Source organism: Bowmanella yangjiangensis (assembly GCF_018531185.1).
Classification (GTDB): Bacteria; Pseudomonadota; Gammaproteobacteria; order Enterobacterales; family Alteromonadaceae; genus Bowmanella; species Bowmanella yangjiangensis.
This window is the reverse complement of the sequence record NZ_JAHDJU010000001.1, coordinates 985,595-1,009,089: the sequence shown is the minus strand read 5'-3', so window position 1 is coordinate 1,009,089 and position 23,495 is coordinate 985,595. Positions and strand designations below refer to the sequence as shown.

24 protein-coding genes are annotated in these 23,495 nt (G+C 50.2%); 11 read left to right on the top strand and 13 right to left on the bottom strand.

Going from position 1 to position 23,495, the window contains the following annotated elements; translation table 11 throughout:
• The first annotated feature begins 17 nt into the window (after nt 1–17).
• Entirely contained in the window at nt 18–170 is a 153-nt protein-coding gene (locus KJY73_RS04525) for a hypothetical protein (RefSeq protein ID WP_206592637.1), read from the top strand.
• Here KJY73_RS04525 and tadA read toward each other — a convergent pair.
• Nucleotides 167–637: a tRNA adenosine(34) deaminase TadA gene (gene tadA, locus KJY73_RS04520; RefSeq protein ID WP_214343237.1), complete on the bottom strand. Its 471-nt coding sequence runs from the start codon at nt 635–637 to the stop codon at nt 167–169. The two genes, KJY73_RS04525 and tadA, sit on opposite strands and share 4 nt — an antisense overlap.
• 194 nt (nt 638–831) lie before the next feature.
• Between tadA and KJY73_RS04515 the strand changes: the two genes are divergently transcribed.
• The gene (locus tag KJY73_RS04515; RefSeq protein ID WP_373284977.1) at nt 832–1,041 is read left to right on the top strand and encodes a hypothetical protein; all 210 of its coding nucleotides are present in this window, start codon (nt 832–834) and stop codon (nt 1,039–1,041) included.
• Between the two features lie 62 nt (nt 1,042–1,103).
• Here the strand turns inward: KJY73_RS04515 and guaA are convergent, their stop codons facing one another.
• Both guaA and guaB read right to left on the bottom strand, forming a co-directional pair.
• Nucleotides 1,104–2,681, bottom strand: a complete 1,578-nt coding sequence (gene guaA, locus KJY73_RS04510) for a glutamine-hydrolyzing GMP synthase (protein ID WP_214340706.1) — start codon at nt 2,679–2,681, stop codon at nt 1,104–1,106.
• 145 nt (nt 2,682–2,826) lie between these two features.
• Nucleotides 2,827–4,296: an IMP dehydrogenase gene (gene guaB, locus KJY73_RS04505; protein WP_214340704.1), complete on the bottom strand. Its 1,470-nt coding sequence runs from the start codon at nt 4,294–4,296 to the stop codon at nt 2,827–2,829.
• A 99-nt stretch (nt 4,297–4,395) separates the two neighbouring features.
• Here guaB and xseA point away from each other — a divergent pair, with 99 nt between their 5' ends.
• Nucleotides 4,396–5,733 (top strand): exodeoxyribonuclease VII large subunit, encoded by a 1,338-nt coding sequence (xseA, locus tag KJY73_RS04500; protein WP_214340702.1) that lies wholly within the window; start codon nt 4,396–4,398, stop codon nt 5,731–5,733.
• A gap of 7 nt (nt 5,734–5,740) precedes the next feature.
• On the opposite strand, the gene KJY73_RS04495 is transcribed toward xseA, so the two are convergent.
• From KJY73_RS04495 to ndk, 10 genes are all read right to left on the bottom strand, one after another.
• Nucleotides 5,741–6,223 carry a SixA phosphatase family protein gene (locus tag KJY73_RS04495; RefSeq protein WP_214340700.1) on the bottom strand — a complete coding sequence of 161 codons (483 nt, stop codon included), beginning with the start codon at nt 6,221–6,223 and terminating at the stop codon, nt 5,741–5,743.
• A gap of 9 nt (nt 6,224–6,232) precedes the next feature.
• Nucleotides 6,233–7,678: a ribosome biogenesis GTPase Der gene (der, locus tag KJY73_RS04490; protein WP_214340698.1), complete on the bottom strand. Its 1,446-nt coding sequence runs from the start codon at nt 7,676–7,678 to the stop codon at nt 6,233–6,235.
• Nucleotides 7,679–8,000: 322 nt separating this feature from the next.
• Nucleotides 8,001–9,248, bottom strand: a complete 1,248-nt coding sequence (gene bamB, locus KJY73_RS04485; protein WP_214340696.1) for an outer membrane protein assembly factor BamB — start codon at nt 9,246–9,248, stop codon at nt 8,001–8,003.
• Nucleotides 9,249–9,259: 11 nt separating this feature from the next.
• Entirely contained in the window at nt 9,260–9,883 is a 624-nt protein-coding gene (locus KJY73_RS04480) for a YfgM family protein (RefSeq protein ID WP_214340694.1), read from the bottom strand.
• A 12-nt stretch (nt 9,884–9,895) separates the two neighbouring features.
• Nucleotides 9,896–11,179, bottom strand: coding sequence for a histidine--tRNA ligase (gene hisS / locus KJY73_RS04475; protein WP_214340692.1), 1,284 nt, complete (start codon nt 11,177–11,179; stop codon nt 9,896–9,898).
• A gap of 90 nt (nt 11,180–11,269) precedes the next feature.
• Entirely contained in the window at nt 11,270–12,385 is a 1,116-nt protein-coding gene (gene ispG / locus KJY73_RS04470) for a flavodoxin-dependent (E)-4-hydroxy-3-methylbut-2-enyl-diphosphate synthase (RefSeq protein ID WP_214340691.1), read from the bottom strand.
• A gap of 36 nt (nt 12,386–12,421) precedes the next feature.
• Nucleotides 12,422–13,330, bottom strand: coding sequence for a RodZ domain-containing protein (locus tag KJY73_RS04465; RefSeq protein WP_214340690.1), 909 nt, complete (start codon nt 13,328–13,330; stop codon nt 12,422–12,424).
• Nucleotides 13,331–13,373: 43 nt separating this feature from the next.
• The gene (gene pilW, locus KJY73_RS04460) at nt 13,374–14,402 is read right to left on the bottom strand and encodes a type IV pilus biogenesis/stability protein PilW (RefSeq protein ID WP_214340689.1); all 1,029 of its coding nucleotides are present in this window, start codon (nt 14,400–14,402) and stop codon (nt 13,374–13,376) included.
• Between the two features lie 23 nt (nt 14,403–14,425).
• The gene (locus KJY73_RS04455; RefSeq protein ID WP_214340688.1) at nt 14,426–15,547 is read right to left on the bottom strand and encodes a bifunctional tRNA (adenosine(37)-C2)-methyltransferase TrmG/ribosomal RNA large subunit methyltransferase RlmN; all 1,122 of its coding nucleotides are present in this window, start codon (nt 15,545–15,547) and stop codon (nt 14,426–14,428) included.
• A 112-nt stretch (nt 15,548–15,659) separates the two neighbouring features.
• Entirely contained in the window at nt 15,660–16,091 is a 432-nt protein-coding gene (gene ndk / locus KJY73_RS04450; protein WP_206592624.1) for a nucleoside-diphosphate kinase, read from the bottom strand.
• A gap of 186 nt (nt 16,092–16,277) precedes the next feature.
• On the opposite strand from ndk, the gene KJY73_RS04445 reads away from it, so the two are divergent.
• From KJY73_RS04445 to KJY73_RS04410, 8 genes are all read left to right on the top strand, one after another.
• Nucleotides 16,278–17,063: a hypothetical protein gene (locus KJY73_RS04445; protein ID WP_214340686.1), complete on the top strand. Its 786-nt coding sequence runs from the start codon at nt 16,278–16,280 to the stop codon at nt 17,061–17,063.
• 308 nt (nt 17,064–17,371) lie between these two features.
• Nucleotides 17,372–18,808, top strand: coding sequence for a Fe-S cluster assembly protein SufB (gene sufB / locus KJY73_RS04440; RefSeq protein ID WP_214340684.1), 1,437 nt, complete (start codon nt 17,372–17,374; stop codon nt 18,806–18,808).
• A 103-nt stretch (nt 18,809–18,911) separates the two neighbouring features.
• Complete coding sequence (gene sufC, locus KJY73_RS04435; protein ID WP_214340682.1) at nt 18,912–19,673, top strand: Fe-S cluster assembly ATPase SufC; 762 nt, start codon at nt 18,912–18,914, stop codon at nt 19,671–19,673.
• Entirely contained in the window at nt 19,670–20,917 is a 1,248-nt protein-coding gene (gene sufD / locus KJY73_RS04430; protein WP_214340680.1) for a Fe-S cluster assembly protein SufD, read from the top strand. Before sufC ends, sufD begins: the two co-directional genes overlap by 4 nt.
• Nucleotides 20,914–22,131, top strand: a complete 1,218-nt coding sequence (locus KJY73_RS04425) for an aminotransferase class V-fold PLP-dependent enzyme (RefSeq protein WP_214340678.1) — start codon at nt 20,914–20,916, stop codon at nt 22,129–22,131. Before sufD ends, KJY73_RS04425 begins: the two co-directional genes overlap by 4 nt.
• A gap of 9 nt (nt 22,132–22,140) precedes the next feature.
• Nucleotides 22,141–22,497: a HesB/IscA family protein gene (locus tag KJY73_RS04420; RefSeq protein ID WP_214340676.1), complete on the top strand. Its 357-nt coding sequence runs from the start codon at nt 22,141–22,143 to the stop codon at nt 22,495–22,497.
• Between the two features lie 8 nt (nt 22,498–22,505).
• Nucleotides 22,506–23,039: a putative Fe-S cluster assembly protein SufT gene (sufT, locus tag KJY73_RS04415; protein ID WP_206592913.1), complete on the top strand. Its 534-nt coding sequence runs from the start codon at nt 22,506–22,508 to the stop codon at nt 23,037–23,039.
• 41 nt (nt 23,040–23,080) lie between these two features.
• Entirely contained in the window at nt 23,081–23,488 is a 408-nt protein-coding gene (locus KJY73_RS04410) for a SufE family protein (protein WP_214340674.1), read from the top strand.
• Nucleotides 23,489–23,495: the final 7 nt, after the last annotated feature.

Here is a 23,495-nt window from a genome sequence, read left to right as displayed (position 1 = left end):
AAGAGATGGAGATAGATATGCGTAAAAGAAGTTTGTTTAAGGCACGTAAACCTGTTGCTTCAGGTCAACGTCGCCGCCAAGTGTTGAAGAAAGTACTGAAAAAAGTCCAGCTACGTCGTCAAACCTTTCAAGCCACCGACCTACCTGAGGGGATGGCGCAAGCCTGCTAATCCTGCTCTTGCTGCTTTAGGGCTTTTTTCTGTGCCCGGCGCCACCTGAAAAAATCAGACAACAATTCTCCGCAAGGCTCGGCCAGTACACCGCCAGTGACTTCTAACTGATGGTTAAGCTGAGGATGACGCACTAAATCCATTACCGAGCCACAGGCCCCGGTTTTCAGGTCTGATGCACCGTAAACCACACGTTGAATACGGCTGTGCACCAACAAGCCAGCACACATTGAACAAGGTTCAAGGGTGACGTACAAGGTCGTATCAAGCAGACGATAATTGCCAATCTTCTGCCCCGCATCCCGAATTGCCAGCATTTCTGCATGGGCAGAAGGATCATGACTGCTAATGGGTCTGTTCCAGCCTTGGCCAATGATTTGCTCATCTTTGACTAAGATTGCCCCGACCGGAATCTCGCCTTCCTGCCAGGCATGCTTGGCCAGTTCAATGGCTTTTGCCATCCACATCTCATCGTTCACAATCAATCATCCGGTTTACTTGGCGAAATTGGCTATCTGTTAGCTTGATTCACTAACTTTATGCAAAGACGCTTTCTGCATATAATTTTAATTGCATGAATTATATAGCATTTTTGATTGGCTAACTATTTGCAAAAAGAGTTAGGATACTAATCAAACAAGCTTAAGGATAAACCATGAATTTGACTGCCGTTGCCATTGTAGCCATCGTTTGTTGGGCACTCGTTGAGCTGGTCAATTCCAGACATAAAAAAGCACCAAAGCTTAACGAAACAGAGCTAAATAATCTCAAACAGGAACTAAGTACTTTAAAGGAAAGAGTGCAAACCTTGGAAAAAATCGTTACCGACGAAAACTACGATCTAAAACGTCAGTTCGATAACCTGAAATAACCACCGAATGAAAAGAAAAGGCGCTTATGCGCCTTTTCAATTCAATACCCGCTCAGCTGGGATTATTCCCACTCAATAGTGGCTGGTGGCTTACCTGAAATATCATAAACCACACGGGAAATTCCGTCGATTTCATTGATAATGCGGTTAGAAACCTTACCCAGAAAATCATACGGCAGATGTGCCCAGTGGGCGGTCATAAAGTCGATGGTCTCTACTGCACGCAGTGACACTACCCAGTCGTATTTACGCGCATCGCCCATGACCCCAACCGAGCGAACCGGCAGGAATACAGTAAAGGCCTGACTGACTTTGTTGTACAAATCGGCTTTGTGCAGCTCTTCGATAAAAATAGCGTCGGCGCGGCGCAGCAGATCGCAATATTCTTTTTTCACTTCGCCCAGTACACGTACACCTAAGCCTGGTCCAGGGAAGGGGTGGCGATACAACATATCGTAAGGCAGGCCCAATTCCAGACCGACTTTGCGTACTTCGTCTTTAAACAGTTCGCGCAGTGGTTCAACCAAGCCCAGTTCCATATCTTCCGGCAAACCACCGACGTTGTGGTGAGACTTAATCACATGTGCTTTGCCAGTGGCAGAGCCAGCAGATTCAATCACATCCGGGTAGATAGTGCCTTGTGCCAGCCATTTAGCATTAACGCACTTACCCGCTTCTTCATCGAAAATCTCCACGAAGACACGGCCGATAACCTTGCGCTTGGCTTCAGGATCTTCAACCCCAGCCAGCTCACTTAAAAAGCGCTCCTCAGCATCAACCTTAACAATATTCAGACCGAAATGGTCACCGAACATGTCCATGACCTGCTGGCCTTCGTTCAGACGCAACAAACCGTTGTCGACAAATACACAGGTCAGCTTCTGACCTATGGCGCGGTGCAGCAACATAGCAGTTACCGACGAATCTACCCCGCCGGAAAGGCCCAGGATCACTTCATCATCGCCCACCTGAGTGCGAATACGCTCTACCGCATCTTCGATAATAGACGCCGGGGTCCAGAGCTTTTCGCAACCACAAATGTCCAGTACAAAATGCTCCAGCAAACGCTGCCCCTGGCGGGTGTGGGTCACTTCCGGATGGAACTGCACGCCATAAAAACGCTTATCTTCGTTCGCCATCGCCGCGAAAGGACAGCTATCAGTGCTGGCCAGGGTGCTGAACCCTTCAGGAATTGCACAAACCTTATCACCGTGGCTCATCCACACATCCAGCAAGGCATTGCCGTTGTTGCCGATATGGTCTTCAATTTTGTCCAGCAGAGGGGAGCTTTGCAGCACTTCTACCTGAGCATAGCCAAACTCACGGATATCTGAGCCTTGTACTTTGCCACCTAACTGCTCGGCCATGGTTTGCATGCCGTAGCAGATACCAAACACTGGAACCCCAGCATTAAATACATAATCAGGCGCGCGCGGCGAACCTGCTTCGGTAACCGACTCGGGGCCACCTGACAGGATAATCCCCTGCGGATTGAACTCGCGAATTTGCGCTTCAGTCACATCCCAGGCCCATAGTTCGCAATATACGCCGATTTCACGAATGCGACGTGCGATAAGCTGAGTGTACTGGGAGCCGAAGTCCAGAATCAGTATGCGGTGATCATGAATATTTGCAGTCATGGAGTTCCCATTTTGAGTTAATCTGCGGCCAGGCCGCCGGAAATAATTACTACCTATTCCACTAAGCTTTTCAGTCTTATGAGTCCTAAAAGCCTAACGGAATAAGTAAGGGGGCGAAACCGCCCCCTTGGCAAAGACAGCGTGCTTAGCCTAAACGGTAGTTAGGCGCTTCTTTGGTAATAGTCACATCATGCACGTGTGACTCGCCCATGCCTGCCGAGGTTACCCGCACAAACTTCGCCTTGGTGCGAAGTTCGTCGATAGTACCGCAGCCGGTTAAGCCCATGGCACTGCGCAGACCGCCCATTTGCTGATGTACGATATTGGCGATAGGCCCTTTATACGCCACACGACCTTCAATCCCTTCAGGTACCAGCTTTTCGGCGTTCTTGCTGTCCTGGAAGTAACGGTCAGATGAACCATGGCTTTGATTCATGGCACCCAGTGAGCCCATACCACGGTAAGACTTGTAGTAACGACCTTGATACAGTTCCACTTCCCCTGGCGCTTCTTCAGTACCGGCCAGCATACTGCCAACCATCACGCAGCTAGCACCAGCGGCAAGGGCTTTAGCAATATCGCCAGAGAAACGAATACCGCCGTCGGCAATGACAGGTACATCAGTCCCCTTAAGGCCTTCGACTGCATCAGCAATCGCGGTAATCTGCGGAACACCACAACCTGTTACAATACGAGTAGTGCAGATAGAACCAGGGCCGATGCCCACTTTCACTGCATCCACACCTGCATCGGCCAAGGCTTTGGCGCCCTCTGCCGTAGCGACGTTTCCGGCAATCAATTGTAGCTGAGGGTAATCAGCCCGCACTTTTTTCACGCGGTCAATTACGCCCTGCGAATGACCGTGAGACGTATCAATCAACAACACATCAACGCCGGCTTCCACCAGCAGCTTGATACGCTCATCAGTACCCGCACCAACGCTTACCGCTGCACCAACACGCAAGCGGCCTAGCGCGTCTTTACAGGCGTTGGGTTTACTTTCGGCTTTTTGGAAATCTTTAACCGTGATCAGGCCTTTTAGTTTAAAGGCACTGTCGACCACCAGAATCTTTTCAATACGGTGCTCATGCATCAAACTCAATACTTCCTCCGAGCTGGCACCTTCTTTCACGGTAACCAAGCGCTCTTTGGGCGTCATCACATTGGAAATAGACAGGCTGAGGTTATTCTCAAAACGCAGGTCACGGCCGGTGACAATACCCACCAGGTTGTTGTCTTTGTCGACGACCGGGAAACCAGAGTAACCGTGTTGCTTGCTTAGGGTATTGATTTCACCTATGGTGGCGTCCGGTGTGACGGTCATAGGATCGGAAACCACACCACTTTCGTACTTCTTAACCTGACGTACATGGCTGGCTTGATCTTCAGCGGTCATGTTTTTGTGAATAAAGCCGATGCCGCCTTCCTGGGCCAATGCGATAGCCAAACGGGCTTCACTGACAGTGTCCATTGCGGCAGAAATCATCGGAATATTCAACTCAACGCCACGTGTTAAACGTGTCTTGAGATTAGCGGTATGAGGAAGGACGGTAGAATGACCTGGAACTAACAAAACATCATCGAAAGTCAGGGCTTCTTTTTCGATTCTGAGCATCGCAACAACACCTATAGAAAGAGGATTTAGTTGCGGCGCAATTGTAGCTGTTTTGCCCTTTAGGGTAAACTTGTTTTCTCTTCGTTGGATAAGTTTTTTATGTCGTCCCCCAACCAGCATATTTACACCATCAGCCATTTGAATCGTCATGCACGTCAAGTACTGGAGTCGGAGATCGGCCAGGTTTGGGTCAGGGCCGAAATATCCAACTTTGTTGCGGCCAGTTCAGGCCACTGGTATTTCACCCTTAAAGACGAGCGAGCCCAGGTACGTTCGGCCATGTTCAAAAATGCCAACCGCCGCATTCAACAGCTCCCCAAAGAAGGAGACAAAGTACTGGCAAGGGCATCTATCAGCTTGTATGAGCCCAGAGGCGACTACCAGCTGATTGTCGAACATATGGAGCCCGAGGGCGAAGGCTTGCTCAAGCAGCAATTCGAACAGCTCAAACGCAAACTGCTGACAGAAGGGTTATTTGATCAAAGTCACAAGCGCCCGCTTCCCCACCCTATTTTAAAAGTAGGAGTCGTCACCTCGCCAACCGGCGCGGCCATGCACGACATCCTGACGGTACTCAAACGACGCAACCCGGCCATTGAGGTCATACTCTATCCCAGCCAGGTACAAGGCGAACAAGCACCGTATCAGTTAATTCATGCCATCGAAAACGCCAACCAGCGCAACGAGGTCGATGTACTGATTGTTGGACGGGGCGGCGGCTCACTGGAAGATCTCTGGTGTTTTAATGATGAACGGCTGGCCCGCTGCATTTTTCACTCCAATTTGCCTATAATCAGTGCCGTAGGCCACGAAGTAGATGTCAGCATTGCGGATTTTGTTGCCGACCTGCGCGCGCCAACTCCGTCGGCGGCGGCCGAGCTGGTCAGTCAGGACAAAGACGAGCTGCAAAACCGTATTCAGCAGTTGGCCATTCGCTTGCGCCAACGTCTGCAGGCATTGCTGGAAGCCAAATCATACAATGCCCAGTTACTGGAAAGCCGCCTGACCCGCCACCATCCGCAAACCCGCTTACATCAGCAGGCCCAGCAACTGGACAGACTGGCAGAAAACCTAGGCTTTTATATGCAGCGAAAGCTGGCTAATTTGCAAGAAAATCAGCAGGCCTTGGATACTCGTCTTAGCAAGCAATCTCCGGCAGATCGTATCAAAGGGGAAAGCCAACGTTTGCGCTTTATGCATCAGTCTCTGCTTCGCAGTATTCAACAGTTACTTAACGAGCGCAGGCAAATGCTGGCCAGTACCGCACACCTACTGGATACTGTCAGCCCTCTGGCTACGTTATCGCGTGGCTACAGTATCAGCCTTAAGCAAGGCAACGTGGTGAAAAGTGTCGACGATGTACAGGATGGCGATATGCTGACCACTAAGCTGGCAGACGGTGAAATCGTCAGCCAGGTTAAAAAGCCTTCGCCCTGAACAGGCCCTAAAGCGCCGGAATACGTAAAGGGATAAGCCTGACGTTATCGCCTTTAATATTGAGCTGGTACAGATCGCCATAATTGGACTCATTCATCTGCATATCGCCCGCACCAAGCAGCTTGAGCAATTGTGGGGTGGTATTGCTGTGTCCCACCACCAGCGCATCCTTTCCCTGCGCAGTAAGTTTAGCAGCCAGTGCCGGTAACTCGTCAGGGGCATACAATTCCACCGTCAAATGACGAACCTCGGCAAGTGGGGCAACAGTTTGCTTGGTACGCTGATAGTCAGTGCTGTAAATATGCCTAAGCGGCACATTGGCCAGTAGCTGCCCCAAGGCCTTTGCTCGCTGCAGCCCCGGCTCAGATAAGCCAGGGTCCTTGCCTTGTGCGGATTGCTTTTCGGCATGTCTGAGTAAGTACAAGCTATACTCTTCAGCCAGCGTAAACTGGCTGCACAGTAAGCTCAACATGACCAGCATCCAACGCATTTCAAACACCTACTTTTTCTTGTGGAAAGACATCAAACGCTTACGTTTACGCTGCTGCGCCAAGGTGAGCTGATTTTTCTTGCCTTCAAAAGGGTTGGCCCCTTCACGGAACTCAATTCGGATGGGTGTACCCATAACCTTCAGCGACTTTCTGAAATAATTCATCAGGAAACGTTTGTAGGAGTCGGGCAAATCCTGCACTTGGTTACCGTGTATAACAATAACCGGCGGGTTGTAACCACCCGCATGAGCATATTTCATTTTCACCCGGCGACCACGTACCAAAGGCGGCAGGTGATCTTCCTGCGCCATTTCCATAATGCGGGTCAGCATGGAGGTATTAATACGGCGGGTGGCCGACTCATAGGCCTCCTGAACAGATTCGAACAGGTTACCCACCCCCGTACCATGGCGAGCAGAAATAAAATGCAGGCGGGCAAAATCAATAAAGCCCAGTCTTCTGTCCAGCTCACGTTTTATCTCATCTTTGACCGAGGTATCCAGACCGTCCCATTTATTTACTGCCAACACCAGAGAACGACCAGAATTTAATACAAAGCCCAGCAGGCTTAAATCCTGGTCGGTAATACCTTCGCGGGCATCCACAACGACCAACACTACGTTGGCTTCTTCAATGGCTTGCAGTGTCTTTACGATGGAGAACTTCTCCACCATATCCGAGACTTTCTTACGTCTGCGTACCCCGGCTGTGTCAATTAGCACATATTCGCGCCCGTCACGCTGCATAGGGATAAAAATACTGTCTCTGGTGGTACCTGGCTGGTCAAACACCACCACCCGCTCCTCGCCCAAAATGCGGTTAGTCAGGGTTGACTTGCCCACATTGGGTTTACCCACTATGGCCAGTTTAATTGGCAGATTAAGCAGCTTTTCCAACTGTGCTTCAGCGTCCTGCTCTTCCTGCTCGGGGTCTGCCTCAGGTATCAGCATATCGGGGAACTGTTCAGACAACGGCTGAACAAGAGTGTCCAGCAACAGGCCGATACCACGCCCATGAGCCGCCGCAATCTGATGCACGTCACCCAGCGCCAGGCGGTAAAACTCAGCCACTTCGCTGTCACCGTCGATGCCGTCAACCTTGTTGGCCACCAGATGTACGGGCTTATTTTGCATGCGCAGATGGTGGGCAATGGCCTCATCGGCAACGGTCAGCCCGGCCCTGGCGTCGAGTAAAAACAACACCACATCGGCTTCCTCGATAGCTAACAGTGATTGTTGTGCCATCTCGGCATCAATACCGTTTTCATCGCCGCTGATACCGCCAGTATCCACCACAATAAATTGCAGCCCTTCATATTTGGCCTGACCATACTTACGATCACGGGTTAAGCCAGGGAAATCAGCCACTAGGGCATCTCGACTGCGGGTCAAACGGTTAAACAAGGTAGACTTGCCCACATTGGGCCGTCCCACCAGAGCAACAACTGGTAGCATATAAATTCCTACTTGCCGACCACCTACAGGGTGGCACTTGGCTTAAAGTTTACCGTATCAACACCAAATTGCTGGCACGGCCTAACGATTGTTTTTAAATTCCCATTCGATTAACCCGTCACCAGAGGACATACGGCAACACACTTAATCGAATGAGCGACATATGACGCAAATGCAGATCACGCAGGAGCGCATCTGCACAGCCTATCCTGGACATCGTCGCTCCTGAACATCCATGCGATCGCGACATACCGTCCATCCCTGGACATAAAAAAGCGGCCCTGGATGGGCCGCTATTCTATCAGCTTTCAATCCACTTGGATCAGGGGGTTTGAATAGCTCTTAACTGACCATCTCGGGTTAAGGTGTATAGTACCTTACCTTCCACTACCGGCGCGGCAAAAATAGCTTCGTCTTCATCGTTATCGCCGACTTCCAAACGAGCAACCAATTCGCCCCCAGTTTGGCTGAGCCAGTGCAAGTAACCAAACTTATCACCCACTACCAGGTAATCACCTACAGGTTCTGCGGCGGTTAACTGACGACCACGCAAGCTGGTTTGGCTCCATAACTCAACACCATTGCGGCGGTCTAATCCGTAAACAACGCTATCGGCATCGACCACATACAGATTATTGGCATCCATAGTCACACGGCGATAAGAGCGATATTCACGTTTCCAAATCACTCGGCCACTGCGCAGCTCAACTGCCGCCAGGGTACCGTCGAATGACACCACATAAATTACGCCGCCCAGAATAAGGGGCTCAACATCGATATCCACCATACGGTCGAGTTCGGTGGCACCCGTTGGCGCGGTTACAGCCTGCTCCCAGGCTACCTGACCATTTTCCATAATCACAACAGCAAGCTTACCTGATGCCGTTCCCACCATGGCGCCACCAGAAGCCACTGTTGGGGCTGAAATACCGCGCAAGGACAAAGGCGGTACCTCGGACTCATACAACCACTTCTGCTCACCGCTTTCTGCGTCCAGAGCAAACATGATCCCTGCGCCGGTATTCACTACGACCAGACCTTCAGATACCGCAGGTTTAGCCAGCACTTCACCTTTTACCTTAGTGTGCCATTTGGTTTCGCCGGTGTTGGCATCAAGTGCGACAACATCACCATTCTCGGTACCAAAGAAAACTTTCTCATATGAAGCGGCCATGCCACCTGCAATACGGGCCGATTCGCCCGATTGCCAAATGCGCGAAACACCTGAATACCAGTCGCTATCATCAAACTGTGCGAAGTTACGCTGCCAGACCTGCTTACCTGTTGTCTTGTCAAAGGCGACAACTTCGCCATGACGGTCCGCAGCAAAAACCTTGTCATAGGCAACGGCAGGCTTTAATCGGGAGAAGTGGCTGCCGACACCATCACCGACTTCTTCTTCCCACAAGGTTACCGGCACAAATTGCGCATTGATGGGTTTAAGCTCTTTGATCTTAAGCTCTTCCTCATCAGCAAACCACGTTGTCGGATCCATCCACTGTGGCAGAATAGAACACCCTGACAGGCCCAGCACTGACAGTAGGCACAGCGCCCTGATTGGCTTTATCACTGCAGCACTCCTTATACGCTGGCAACAGCTGGCAAATTATCCAACTTCATTTTTATCAAATTGTTGCCACTATGGATTTCCATTGCAGCACTGTAGGCTGCCCGAGCCTTATCCAGATTACCTTGCTTGACGAACACATCGCCACGCAATTCCTGCACTTGCCCCTGATAGTTATCAGCGCCAATAGCATCCAGCACAGCCAGAGCCTCAGGATATTGTTCTAACTGCACATGCACACGGGCCAAACGCAGATTGGCGATGGCAGTAATAGCCGGCACACTGGATTTTTCCGCGGCAAACTTCAGTTGCTTGGCAGCTTCACTTAAATCATCACGAGTAACCGCTTTATTAGCCAGCTGCATGGCTGTCAGCAACGCATAGTTATTGTCGGAATGGGTATTCACATAGTCCAGCGCTTTACTGAACCCCTGGTCATCGCTTTCCAAGCCCTGCATCACCTGCTGGTATTGGCCAGAAGCCTGATCCATGCCAACAATGCGTTGCTCATTGTAATAACGCCAGCCCCACAGCCCACCTAACCCAATCACCGCCCCCAAAATGATGGCGGTACCGTTGTCTTTCCAGAATTTTTTGATGGCTTCAACTTGTTGTTCTTCGGTAGTGTAGATTTCCATCCCATTCCCCTATTAATGATTCTGCTTCAGCTCATCGCTCAACAGCGACGGCAACTGCTCAATACTGACCTGTAATTGCGGTTTGTCCTCGCGCAGGTACTTTACCCCCGCCACACCCGCATCAACTTCTTGCTCGCCAATAACAAGGGCAATACCTGCCCCACTTTTATCCGCGCGCTTCATTTGCTTTTTCAAGTTGCCGCCACCGCAATGGGTCTGCAGCTTAATTCCTGGCACGGCATCACGCAGTGACTCGGCTAATGTCAAACCAAAGGCTTCGGCTTTTTCGCCCAGCAAACTCAAATACACATCGACTTCAGCTGGCAACTGCACCAGTTGCAGAGATTCCAGCAACAGCACCAGACGTTCCAGGCCCATGGCAAACCCAACTGCTGGTGTACCTTTGCCCCCCAGTTGCTCGACCAAACCGTCATAACGGCCACCGGCACACACTGTACCTTGGGCCCCCAACGCATCGGTTACCCATTCAAAAACGGTGCGGTTGTAGTAATCCAGTCCACGAACCAGGCGCGAATTAACCCGGTATTGGATACCCGCCTGAGTTAAACGTTCACATAACAGCTCAAAATGTTGTTTGGACTCCTCATCCAGATAGTCCAGTAAGTCTGGAGCATCCTTCAACAGAACCTGCACTTCCGGATTTTTACTATCCAGTACCCGAAGCGGGTTAGTAGTCATGCGACGCTTACTGTCTTCATCCAGCTGTTCTGCATGCTGAGACAAAAATGCAACCAAAGCATCACGGTAGTTAGCTCGCGCTTCACTGGAACCCAAAGAGTTAATTTCCAGACTGACCTTATCGGCCATGCCGAATTTCTGCCATAACCTGGCAGTCATCAAGATCACTTCAACATCAATGTCTGGTCCAGGCAAACCGAAGGTTTCCACACCAAACTGATGGAACTGGCGATAGCGGCCTTTTTGCGGACGTTCATGACGGAACATTGGCCCCATGTACCATAGGCGCTGCTGTTGATTGTATAGCAAGCCATGCTCGTTACCGGCACGCACACAGCTGGCCGTACCTTCCGGACGCAAGGTCAGACTGTCGCCATTACGGTCTTCAAAGGTATACATTTCTTTTTCAACGATATCGGTCACTTCACCGATAGAGCGCTTAAACAGCTCGGTGCTTTCGACAATTGGAGTGCGGATTTCCTGATAGCCGTAACTTTTTACGACTTCTCGAATAGTCTGCTCTACCCACTGCCAAAGACCGGATTGTTCCGGAAGGCAATCGTTCATTCCGCGAATGGCCTGGATTTGCTTACTCACCTGTGCAATATCTCAATTCGTTTCGGCGTTTCTAAATTAAACGCTGGTTAAAAATAAAAGCCGCGATTATAGGGGCTTGTTGGCTAAAGGTCAGGCATTTTTCACGTCAATGCGGTTCTTCTCGTCAAGCACCGCAGCTTTAGCACGAATACGCTTTTCCAGCTGTTCAACAAGATCATCATTGGCCAAGCGTTCTTTCTGACGCACGCCGTCAAGATAATAACCACTCATATTGCGTGCTCCAGTCAGGCCCAAATCAGAAACTTCAGCTTCCCCTGGTCCATTAACGACGCAGCCAATAATAGACACATCCATTGGCGTCAATATGTCTTCCAGGCGCTGCTCCAGGGCATTGACCGTGCCGATGACATCAAACTCCTGACGGGAACAACTTGGACAGGCGATAAAATTAATACCACGAGAACGTATGCGCAGGGACTTAAGAATATCAAAACCGACCTTGATTTCTTCAACAGGATCCGCGGCTAGCGATATGCGAATGGTATCGCCGATCCCCTCAGCCAGCAGCATACCTAACCCCACCGAACTTTTTACTGCGCCGGCTCGTTGGCCACCCGCCTCGGTAATGCCCAGATGCAAAGGCTGATCAATCTTCTGCGCCAGCAACCGATAGGCCCCGACAGCCAGGAAAACATCAGAGGCTTTGACACTGACTTTAAACTGGTCAAAGTTGAGTCTGTCGAGAATATCCACATGGCGCATCGCTGATTCCACCAACGCCTCAGGGGTTGGTTCACCATATTTCTCCTGCAAATCCTTTTCCAGTGAACCACCATTTACACCAATGCGAATAGGGATGTTCTTATCGCGAGCACAATCCACCACCGAGCGGATACGTTCCTCATTGCCGATATTGCCAGGGTTTATGCGCAGACAATCCACCCCGTACTCGGCTACCTTCAGGGCAATGCGGTAGTCAAAATGAATATCTGCAACGAGAGGTATATCCACCTGAGCGCGAATATGTTTAAAGGCTTCCGCAGCATCCATAGTAGGAATAGAAACCCGCACAATTTCCCCCCCCACGGCCTGAATACGCTTAATTTGTGCCACTGTTGCCTCAACATCAGTGGTCGGCGTATTGGTCATAGACTGCACCGCAATAGGCGCACCGTCACCGATGGGCACCTTCCCTACATAAATACGGGTGGATTTGCGACGAATGATAGGCGATTCAGCAAACATGGTAATGGGAGTCCAGTAAAGGTCTAGGAAAACGAATTAGTTAAGCGGCAAATTGAATTTTGCTGTACGTCCTTTAGGGAAACCTGTCATATCTACAGCTTCACCGTCATATTGGATCTGTACGACATCCGGTGCGCCCAGCGTAATCTCAAAGGGAGGAACACCGCTTACCGGCATAGTGCGTCCGGCCTTTTTAACACCAAAAGCAATGGCCTCGCCGGTTGCATCCATAATATTCACCCAGCAATCCGCACTAAACTGAAAAACTAACTCCACCTGGGCAGGTAGCTCACCAATCAACTCTGGCAAGCTAGCCTCGGCAGCCTGAACTGTCGTATCGTCGTTCAATTGAGGCTCAGCAGCTGGTGTATCTTCAGACGCGACCACATCTAACGAGGGTTGCTCAACCACTTGCTGTTCCTCTAGGGGCGCATCTGGCTGAACAGGTTGCTCGGATTGTTCGGATTGCTCGGACGCTTTGGTTTGCGGAGCAGAAGTAACAGTTGAGCTTGCCGGTACAGTCTCTGTGGCGCTGGTGTTGCTTTGCTGAAGCCACCAAACCACAACCAAAGCAAGAATAATGGCCAGAATAACGTAAGACACCATCATCAGCCGATCATCACTGGCTTGCTTGGCGACCTTGCGGGAAAAGCTTTGTAACTTGGCGGGTTCCTGCTTAGCAGCATTCAGAGCATCAAAGGCTTGCTGTACGTCAGCTTGTGGAACATCGAGTAATTTAGCGTAGTTTTTATAGTATCCGCGGATAAAGGTAACAGAGATGCGTTCATCAAATTTCTCGGCTTCCAGATCCTGGACATTACTGGATTTCAGGTTAAGCCTGTTTGCCACATCTTCAACCGTCAGGCCTTTAGCAACACGTGCTTCCCTGAGCATTTGTCCCGGTCCCATGGCTTGTGTCTGCTCGGCTACCTGTTCATCTGTCATAATACTGCTGATACCTGCTTGCTAAAAATGTTCGCTCTACCTGTTATGGCTGAGCGACCAGAAGTTTCATCCCAACATAAATGGACGATGGATCCTGCATTTGGTTCCATTCCATCAGTGTTTTCATTTTTATATTGTACTTGAGTGATATCCGATACAGGTTTTCACCTTCAGCCACTATATGATATTGGGGCTGCGCATCTTCGGCGGCGTCAACATCCTCACTGACTTCAACGTCCTTGGTGACGACTTTAGGCTCAGGCTCCGGCTCTGCCAAAACAGGCTTAGAAGCTGGTCTCTGGGGAGCCACAGGCGTCGATACAAGTTGCTGATATTGGGTCGTGGCCGAATGCTGAGGATACAGCTCTTTGAGCATATTACCGTATCCCTGAGCACTTTGCAGATTTCCTTGGCCTGCTTCAATTTTGTAGCCAAGTAACAGCATTTCGGGAGACACACGTCCAAGGCGTTCTAACTTAGTCAGACTTGCTTTCGCCTCGGCCCAATTCTGTTGTTGCACCAACACTTCGGTCAACAACAACAAACTCTTACCTCTTGATGGCTGATGATTAAGGGCCGCCTGCAGATACTGGCGGGCGTCATCCAGATGATGCTGATTCTGAGCGCACAAGGCCATATTTTCATAAGTCTCAGCACTGCGAATATAAGCTTGATTATCTAAAGCTTGCTGGAAGTACTGTTTGGCATCGTTGTAACGGCCTTGCTGGCAAAGAAAAGCACCGTAACTATTCACGATGTCAGGGTTATTCTTATCCAGGCGCATTGCTTGCTTGTATGCGTCTTCCGCATGTTTATTCTCTTCGACTAGCTGATAGTAGTAAGCAAGGCTGTAATGAGCATCCGCCATACCCGGCGCATACTCCAAGGCTTTATCCAGATTAAATTTAGCCTGGGTATAGTTGCCATTTTTAAGGTAGGTCAAACCCAATGAAATACGCGTTCTGGCCGCATCTTCTGCATTAAAATCCGTATCCGTCACACGCCCATTGACCTGAGTCTGGCTAGCGCAGGCAGTCAGCAGGAACAACAAACAAAAGAATAACTTGCGCATCAGAACCCCAATATTTAGGTGAATCAGGCCATTTTTACTGAAATTGGCTCACCCTTCATCTGTTTTTTTAACATTCGTTTGGTTCGGTCAACCACATCGCCTACTAATTGACCACAAGCGGCATCAATATCATCGCCGCGAGTTTTACGTACCACTACGGTAAAACCGTATTCCATCAGTACCTTAGAGAAACGGTCAATACGAGAATTACTGGAACAGGTGTAAGGTGAGCCAGGATAAGGGTTAAAGGGGATCAGGTTAATCTTGCTGGGAGTGTCTTTCAGCACTTTTGCTAGTTGGTGAGCCTGGTCCGTGCTGTCATTAATACCGTTGAGCATGACATATTCAATGGTCACCCGCCCCTGGTTGGCATTAGATTTAGTCAGATAACGACGCACACCAGCCAGCAGCTCTTCAATAGGATACTTTTTGTTGATCGGTACAATCTCATCGCGCAGTTCATCAGTAGGCGCATGTAAAGAGATGGCTAATGCCACATCAATCTGATCGCCCAACATGTCTAAGGCCGGCACCACACCGGAAGTACTGAGAGTGACCCTGCGCTTGGACAAACCAAAACCAAAATCGTCCAGCATGATGTCCATGGCTGGTACCACGTTTTTGAGGTTCAGCAGCGGCTCGCCCATGCCCATCATCACAACGTTGGTAATAGGACGTTTTGATGTATCCTTGGACAACCCAATGGTTTTAGCAACTCGCCATACCTGCCCAATAATCTCGCCCACCGACAAATTGCGGTTAAAGCCCTGTTGAGCCGTTGAACAAAATGTACATTCCAGTGCACAGCCTACCTGAGATGAAACACAAAGGGTCGCTCGATCGGTCTCGGGGATCCATACCGCCTCAACTTCCTGGCCACCTTGTAACAGCAACGCAAACTTAATAGTACCGTCAGAGGCATTCTGCTGACGGGAAATGACTGGCGCCTCGATAACGCAACCTTCCATCAACTTGGCCCGCAGCACCTTGTTAAGGTTGGTCATCTGCTCAAAATCATCAACGCCCGCCTGGTAGATCCATTTCATGACCTGATCGGCACGGAACGGCTTCTCACCTATACTGGCAAAAAAGTCACGCAATCCCTGACGGTTAAGATCCAACAGATTGATTTTAGCTTGGGCCATGAATGATCACCTCTTCAAGGGGCGGAATTGTACATTTTTTAGGCGCGATTGAAAACCAACCGCTACTGGCAAAAAAGGGAGCCGCAGCTCCCTTTTTCCACTCGTCAACGAATTAACGAGTACGAGGACAAATTTCTTCGTCAGCGAAGAAATAAGCAATTTCACGCGCTGCAGATTCAGGCGCATCAGAACCGTGAACTGCGTTCTCATCGATAGATACAGCATAGTCTGCACGCAAGGTACCGGCCAGTGCATCAGCAGGGTTAGTTGCACCCATAATTTCACGGTTCTTACGAACAGCATCTTCACCTTCCAGAACCTGAACCATAACAGGACCAGAAGTCATGAAAGCAACCAAAGCGCCGAAGAAAGGACGCTCTTTGTGTTCTGCGTAGAAACCTTCCGCTTGCTCTTTGCTCATGTGCAGCATTTTAGAAGCAACAATGCGCAGGCCAGCAGACTCGAAACGGTTGTAAATAGCGCCAATTACGTTTTTCGCAACGGCATCAGGCTTAATAATGGAAAAAGTACGTTCCAGAGCCATGTAAAAGTCTCCAAATAAAGGGGTTAAAATTTTTGAGGGCGGATTATATGCAAATTTATAGCGCTTGACTATTCACCACGATGAATTCTTATCAAAAGCTAAATTAACGGTGTCAAATTGAAAGATATTTTTACAGCGAAATAAGTTTGGCTACTATTGAGTAATAGTCCTCTGCGATGTGAACAGATGTCTGCCTGCAAGATATTGAACTTCCTGATATTAGCGTTCATTTGCCAGATGAGCTGGGCGAAACCCGCAGATAGTATTGTGGTGGCAACGGCGCTTTGGTCACCTCACTTTGTCAATGATCAAGAGAATGGCATATATCAGTTGCTGCTTAGCGAAGTTTATCCTGGTAAGCATATCCGATATATCTACACCAGCTATGCGCGTTCAAAGCATTTAGTCTCGACAGGCAGGGCTGATTTGTGGCTGGGTTCCTATGAGCAGGAAGAATCCTGGGCGCTGTACCCGCATCATGCCCATGATGCTGATTTGGTCGCAGCAATTCACCTCAAGGATACCCCATGGGAGGGTTCATCAAGTCTGTCGCAGCAGACCGTTTCTTGGATTAGTGATTACGGATTTGAAAAGTATCTGGCCAAATGGCAAATGACATTTTACGAGGCCTCAGATCTCGATATCGCACTTAAGCTCCTGCACGGAAAACGTGTCCGCTATGTGTTGGATGACATATGGGAAATCAATACCTATCTGAATGAGCATCCCGCTATGCGAAACGAGCTGCAAGTCACGCCCTTTGCCATCATCAAGATCTACCCGGCCTTTAAAGATAACGAGAAAGGTCGAGGTTTGGCCAATCAATGGGACAAAGCCATGCAACGCTTGTCACAAGGAAAGTTACAAGCAATCTTTGCTGAAAAGGACGAAGAGTTTCTGCTGGACGCTTGCAACCACCCCGCCGCTACCCCGCAGCAGTACGAATGTCTCGAAGCACCAGGCGTTCCCTGACTCACTATTCGGCTTACCAATATCAATGACATGATGGTATAGTGCGCGCCCTGTTCATACAGGACGGTTTTGGCCGAGTTAATACTTGAGTAAAATGCTCAGGTAATATAAAATCCGCCCTGTAGTGAGCCCTTATTTGTTTCGTGCCTGGGCACAATCATAACAGGCCAATAGCCTGACAATTCTATAAAATACCGGTACGGCAGGCTTAACTAGTAGTAAGGCGTGGACGCATTCCTCGCCACCAAGGTCAGATTGCGTTAATTAACGACGTCACAGGCCAAAACCGATGATAGAGACCAGATCCTATGAGTGAACAAATCGAACAGGCGCTTTCGCGTAAATATGAGGCGGGTTTTGTCTCTGATATTGAGTCAGAAACCTTCGCAGCCGGCCTGGACGAAGAGGTAATCCGTAAGATTTCCGCCATGAAGAACGAGCCCCAGTGGCTGCTTGAATGGCGGCTCAAGGCTTTCGAATCCTGGCAGAAAATGGAAGAGCCAGAGTGGGCGCATCTGCACTATGCCAAAATAGATTATCAGGCGATATCCTACTACTCCGCGCCCAAGAGCATGAAAGACAAGCCAAAGTCGCTGGATGAAGTTGATCCAGAATTGCTACGCACATATGAAAAGCTTGGTATTCCTTTATATGAGCAGCAAATGCTGGCCGGTGTGGCGGTAGACGCGGTATTCGATTCAGTATCCGTTGTCACCACCTTCAGAGAGAAGCTCGAAGAGGCCGGGGTAATATTCTGTCCTATCTCCGAAGCGGTGCATCGCTTCCCAGATTTAGTGAAAAAGTACCTGGGTACGGTAGTTCCCCGCTCTGACAATTATTTCGCCGCACTGAATAGTGCCGTGTTCACCGATGGGTCCTTTGTTTACATTCCCAAAGGTGTGCGCAGCCCCATGGAGCTGTCTACCTATTTTCGTATCAACGAACAAAATACCGGTCAGTTCGAGCGCACCTTAATCATTGCCGATGAAGGCAGCTATGTGAGCTATCTGGAAGGTTGTACTGCACCACAGCGTGATGAAAACCAATTGCATGCGGCGGTAGTTGAGTTGGTCGCACTGGACAATGCCAAGATTAAATATTCCACGGTCCAAAACTGGTACCCAGGGGATGAAAACGGCAAAGGCGGTATCTACAATTTTGTGACCAAGCGTGGTATCTGCCACACCAATGCCCATATCAGCTGGACCCAGGTGGAAACCGGTTCGGCCATCACTTGGAAATACCCAAGCTGTATCCTCAAAGGTGACAACAGTGTCGGTGAATTCTATTCAGTAGCGCTGGCACGCGGTAAACAGCAGGCGGACACCGGCACCAAGATGATTCATCTGGGTAAAAACACTAAGTCCACTATCATCTCCAAGGGTATCAGCGCAGGCGATGCCAACAATGCTTATCGTGGTCTGGTGCAAATGGGCCCGAATGCCGATGGCGCGCGTAACTTTACTCAATGTGATTCGCTATTGATCGGCGATCAATGTGGTGCACACACCTTCCCTTATATCGAGAGCCGTAATCCAAGCGCCATTGTTGAGCACGAGGCGACCACGTCCAAGGTCAGCGACGAGCAGCTGTTTTTGTGTCAGCAGCGTGGACTGGATGCCGAGAAGGCGGTGTCGATGATAGTGAACGGTTTCTGTAAAGAAGTATTTAAAGAATTACCGATGGAGTTTGCCGTGGAAGCCGGCAAATTGCTGGAAATCAGCCTCGAAGGCTCGGTAGGCTAAACCGAATTAAAGTTTAATCCGGCGCTTGGCGCCATCAGGCCGGAAACGGCCAGTAGTCAGCCTGAGAGCAATGGCTACGACAAACGTATTATTGGGGTATTTCATGCTAAAGATTCATAACCTGCACGCCAAGGTGGAAGACAAAACCATTCTCAAAGGCCTGAGCCTGGAGATTAAACCCGGTGAAGTTCACGCCATAATGGGCCCCAATGGTGCGGGTAAAAGTACCCTGGGCTATGTGTTATCCGGGCGTGACGGCTATGAAGTTATAGATGGACAAGTTGAGCTGGGTGGTAAAGATTTACTTGAGCTGGAAACCCAAGAGCGCGCCCGCGAAGGCTTGTTTTTAGCCTTCCAATACCCGGTAGAAATACCCGGCGTCAGCAATATGGAATTTATGAAAGAGTCGGTTAACGCCATGCGTGAGGCCCGTGGTGAAGAACCGCTGAGCGCCGCCGAATTTTTGAAAAAAGCCAAGGAAGCCTGTAAGCAAGTGCATCTGCCGCTAGATTTTTTGAAGCGCGGCGTTAATGAAGGTTTTTCCGGCGGTGAGAAAAAGCGTAATGAAATTATGCAAATGATTTTGCTGGAGCCCAAGTTGTGCATCCTGGATGAATCAGATTCCGGCTTGGATATCGACGCCCTGCAGGTGGTTGCCGATGGCGTTAACAGTCAGCGCAGCCCAGAGCGCAGCTTTATTGTCGTCACCCACTACCAGCGTTTGCTTGACTACATCAAGCCCGATTTTGTGCATATTCTGGCCGACGGCAAAATTGTTAAAAGTGGTGATGCCTCCCTTGCCCTTGAAGTTGAGAAAGAAGGCTACGCCTGGCTGGGTGGTAAAGCCCAGGAGGCAGACGCATGAGCCAATGGCTTGAGCAAGTAATTGCCCGTGGCGAGCAGGCCAACCTCACCGGCCCACGCTTACAAGCATTAACCGCCTTGAAACAGCAGCGCTGGCCGACCCGTAAATCGGAAGCCTGGCGCTATACCTCGGTGACGCCCGTTGAACAGCTTGAGCTGTCTACAGAGTCAGCCGCACCTGCCAGCCCCACAAACATCGCCGGGCTGGATAGCCTGGATCTGGTGTTTATCGACGGCGTATTGCAACAGCAGTTGAACACCCTGTCTTTACCTGAGGGCCTGACCATTCAAGCGCTGACCGCGCTCAACACCGAAGAGCATTCCGCTGCTGCACTTTTTGCCCAAGTAAAACCCGCCCATCATTTGTTTGGTCTGGTTAACGATGTGCTGGCCGAGCAAGGGCTGATTATTGATGTGGCACCCGGCGCTGATATCACACTACCGGTGCGTATTATCAATCTCTCCACTCAGGGTAAAGAGTCTCACGTGCGGGTTGTAGTTCGCTTGGGTGAGCAAGCCAGGCTTTGTGTGATTGAGCAAGGTGAAGGACAAGATCCCTGCTTGCATACCTACTTTGCGGAATACCAGATTGGCGCCCAAGCGCATCTTGAACATTATCGTCTTGCGCTGCACACCGCCAAAGCCTTGCAAGTGGGCGGTAACCATTTCCGCCTTTTAGAGAAGGCTCAGCTGAACAGCACCTTGGTGGCTTTTGGCAGCGATTTATCCCGACTGGACGTGGATATCGAACACGCTGGTGAACACGCCAACGCAAAATTCAACGCTATTTACCTGTTAGGTACCGGCGAGACTTTCGATCTGCATAGCTGTATTGAGCATGCGGTGCCAAACGGTACCACCGAAGAAAATGCCCGCGGCATTGTCGGCGACCGTGCTAAAGCCGTATTTAACGGTCGCATCCATATTCATCGTCATGCACAAAAGACCCTGGCAGAGCTGAATAACCGCAACTTGTTGCTGTCCCGTCGCGGCCAGATCAATACTAAGCCGGAGCTGGAAATTTACGCCGACGACGTAAAATGTGCTCATGGCGCCACGGTTGCTGAAATTGAAGAAAAGGCCCTGTATTACCTGTTGTCGCGCGGCATCTCCCGCTCACAGGCTTTGATCATGCTTAACTTTGGTTTTATCCAGGAGCTGATCAACGAAATCCCGAATGCACCGCTGGCGAACTGGTTGCATGACAAACTCCGGCATAAGTTCAGCCAGATGGAGGTCAAGTGAGCCTGGATCTTGCTGCGCTACGCGCACAATTCCCTATTCTGTCCCGTCAAATTGACGGTAAGCCACTGGTTTATCTGGACAACGCCGCCACCACGCAAAAGCCGCAGGCGGTAATTGATGCGCTGGTAAGTTACTACACTGAATGTAACGCTAATGTGCACCGCGGTGCCCATGCACTGGCCGATGAAGCCACCCGTCGTTATGAACAAGCCAGAGACACCGTTGCGCACTTTATCCACGCCGCGAGTCGCCAGGAAGTCATCTGGACTAGCGGTACGACTGAGGCCATCAATATTGTCGCCAACGGTATGGCCCACCGCCTTAAGGCTGGGGATCAGGTGCTGGTCACCGAAATGGAACACCATGCCAATCTGGTCACCTGGCAACAAGCTTGTCTGCGTAGCGGCGCCGAGCTCCATATTGCTCCTATTCATGACAATGGCGAGTTGAATGTAGAGGCTTTTGCCAGACTGCTTAGCCAGCACACCCGTTTTGTTTCCCTGCCCCATGTGTCCAATGCCTTAGGCACAGTCAATCCCATCAAGGATTTGACCGCCATGGCGAAAACCGTGGGTGCGCTTGTCTTGATCGACGGCGCTCAGGGTATAGCGCACGGACAGGTAGACGTGCAGGATATTGGCTGTGATTTTTATGCTTTTTCCGGTCACAAGCTTTTTGGTCCCACTGGTATAGGGGTTTTGTGGGGGCGCGAGGCGCTGTTAGAAAACTGGCCGGTGTGGCAGACCGGTGGTGAGATGATTGCCAAGGTCACTTACGAGTGCTCGACCTGGGGCAGCTTGCCCAACCGTTTAGAAGCTGGCACCCCCAATATTGCTGGCGCCATTGGTATGGCCGCCGCTATTACCTGGTTTATGCAACTGGATCTCAAAGCCGTTCAAGCCCACGAACATGCTTTGATCCAAGCCGCCACTGAACAGGCTGAGGCTTTTAATAGTCTGACAATTATCGGTAACGCCAAAAACAAGGTTGGCGTGCTTAGCTTTATATTGGATGGCAGCCACCCTGCTGATGTGGGATTTATCTTGGACAGACAGGGTATTGCGATTCGTACCGGCGATCATTGCGCTCAGCCTTTGATGCGCCGATTAGGCGTGCCTGGTACCGCCAGGGCGTCGTTTTCAATCTATAACAGCCTGGACGAGGTCAACGCACTCTTTACCGCGTTGAAGAAAGCTCAGTCCATGCTGGCCTAGGAGTGTGTTATGACGGTTGAGACCTTTGTACCCAGTACGACAGTGATCAGTCTCACTGACGCTGCAGTCAAACATTTTGAAGCCAGCCTGGCGAATAAGCCGGGTAAACTGGTGCGCTTGTCCACTAAAGTCAGTGGCTGCACAGGTTATGCTTATGTGCTGGATTTAGTAGACAGTGCCAAAGCCGACGACCTGCTGATAGAAGCCAGTGACAAGCTGACTGTGGCGGTAGCTGCAGATGCGGCAGATCTACTGCGTAACACCGAGATCGACTATGTCAGGGAAGGCATCAACGGTATGATCAAGTACAACAATCCCAACGTAGTCAATGAATGCGGCTGCGGTGAGAGCTTCAGCGTTAGCTGAGAGGCAGTCTGATGCAGAGAATGGTTGTCACCCAGCGTGACTGTAAAGCCAGACGCGTACCGTCCGGGCAGATCCAGGTTATTCCGGAAGGTGAATTTGTTAACCTCACCCAGGATCTCGGCGGCAATTACACCGTCACCTGGCAAGGCAACATGCTGCGCATAGATGGCACCGATGCCGACGCGTTGGGGCGTAAACCTCAGGTGCTGGAATTTGAGCCGCCAAAAGATGATCAGATCATTGAGGCTCAGGTTTGGCAAGCGCTGGAAACCATCTTCGATCCCGAAATTCCCATTAACCTGGTATCACTGGGTTTGATTTACCAGGTTGCCATTGAGCAAAGCAGTAAAACCGTCACCATCCAAATGACCCTGACTGCACCAGGTTGTGGAATGGGCCCGGTTTTGGTTGGCGATGTAGAGTATCGGGTCGCTATGGTACCGAACGTTGAACAGGTTAAGGTAGACTTGGTCTTCGACCCGCCCTGGTCACGCGAAAGAATGAGTGAAGAAGCGCTGCTTGAAGCAGGCTTGTTTTTCTAATCCGGTCAATTGGAAAATACAAACAGGACAGCATTATCAGTATGAGCTTACCGACTACCGAGGAAATCATTGACGATCTGGCTTTTTTTGACGATTGGGAACAGCGTTACCAGTATATTATCGACTTGGGTAAGGCGCTGCCCGCCATGTCGGAGGCAGATAAAACCGAGGAACGTCTGGTGCGGGGTTGTCAAAGCAGTGTATGGCTGAAAAGCCAGAGCCAGGGTGAACAACTGCATTTTGACGTGGCCAGCGACGCCATTATTGTTAATGGCTTACTGGCGCTGGTGATGGCCGCCTATCAGGACAAAAGCGCCGCCCAAATTCTGGCCTTTGATATTGATGGGTATTTTCATTCCCTGGATCTGGAGCGTCATATCTCCCCCACCCGCGGCAACGGCTTAAGAGCGATAGTGGCTATGATCCGCGCACTGGCCGAACAACACTAAGCCTGCG

Coding starts and splice junctions, on each gene's coding strand:
- KJY73_RS04525 (WP_206592637.1), top strand. CDS start 18: ATGCGTAAAAGAAGTTTGTTTAAGGCACGTAAACCTGTTGCTTCAGGT.
- tadA (WP_214343237.1), bottom strand. CDS start 637: ATGTGGATGGCAAAAGCCATTGAACTGGCCAAGCATGCCTGGCAGGAA.
- guaA (WP_214340706.1), bottom strand. CDS start 2,681: ATGACTGCAAATATTCATGATCACCGCATACTGATTCTGGACTTCGGC.
- guaB (WP_214340704.1), bottom strand. CDS start 4,296: ATGCTCAGAATCGAAAAAGAAGCCCTGACTTTCGATGATGTTTTGTTA.
- xseA (WP_214340702.1), top strand. CDS start 4,396: ATGTCGTCCCCCAACCAGCATATTTACACCATCAGCCATTTGAATCGT.
- KJY73_RS04495 (WP_214340700.1), bottom strand. CDS start 6,223: ATGCGTTGGATGCTGGTCATGTTGAGCTTACTGTGCAGCCAGTTTACG.
- der (WP_214340698.1), bottom strand. CDS start 7,678: ATGCTACCAGTTGTTGCTCTGGTGGGACGGCCCAATGTGGGCAAGTCT.
- KJY73_RS04480 (WP_214340694.1), bottom strand. CDS start 9,883: ATGGAAATCTACACTACCGAAGAACAACAAGTTGAAGCCATCAAAAAA.
- ispG (WP_214340691.1), bottom strand. CDS start 12,385: ATGTTTGCTGAATCGCCTATCATTCGTCGCAAATCCACCCGTATTTAT.
- KJY73_RS04465 (WP_214340690.1), bottom strand. CDS start 13,330: ATGACAGATGAACAGGTAGCCGAGCAGACACAAGCCATGGGACCGGGA.
- pilW (WP_214340689.1), bottom strand. CDS start 14,402: ATGCGCAAGTTATTCTTTTGTTTGTTGTTCCTGCTGACTGCCTGCGCT.
- KJY73_RS04455 (WP_214340688.1), bottom strand. CDS start 15,547: ATGGCCCAAGCTAAAATCAATCTGTTGGATCTTAACCGTCAGGGATTG.
- ndk (WP_206592624.1), bottom strand. CDS start 16,091: ATGGCTCTGGAACGTACTTTTTCCATTATTAAGCCTGATGCCGTTGCG.
- KJY73_RS04445 (WP_214340686.1), top strand. CDS start 16,278: ATGTCTGCCTGCAAGATATTGAACTTCCTGATATTAGCGTTCATTTGC.
- sufB (WP_214340684.1), top strand. CDS start 17,372: ATGAGTGAACAAATCGAACAGGCGCTTTCGCGTAAATATGAGGCGGGT.
- sufC (WP_214340682.1), top strand. CDS start 18,912: ATGCTAAAGATTCATAACCTGCACGCCAAGGTGGAAGACAAAACCATT.
- sufD (WP_214340680.1), top strand. CDS start 19,670: ATGAGCCAATGGCTTGAGCAAGTAATTGCCCGTGGCGAGCAGGCCAAC.
- KJY73_RS04420 (WP_214340676.1), top strand. CDS start 22,141: ATGACGGTTGAGACCTTTGTACCCAGTACGACAGTGATCAGTCTCACT.
- KJY73_RS04410 (WP_214340674.1), top strand. CDS start 23,081: ATGAGCTTACCGACTACCGAGGAAATCATTGACGATCTGGCTTTTTTT.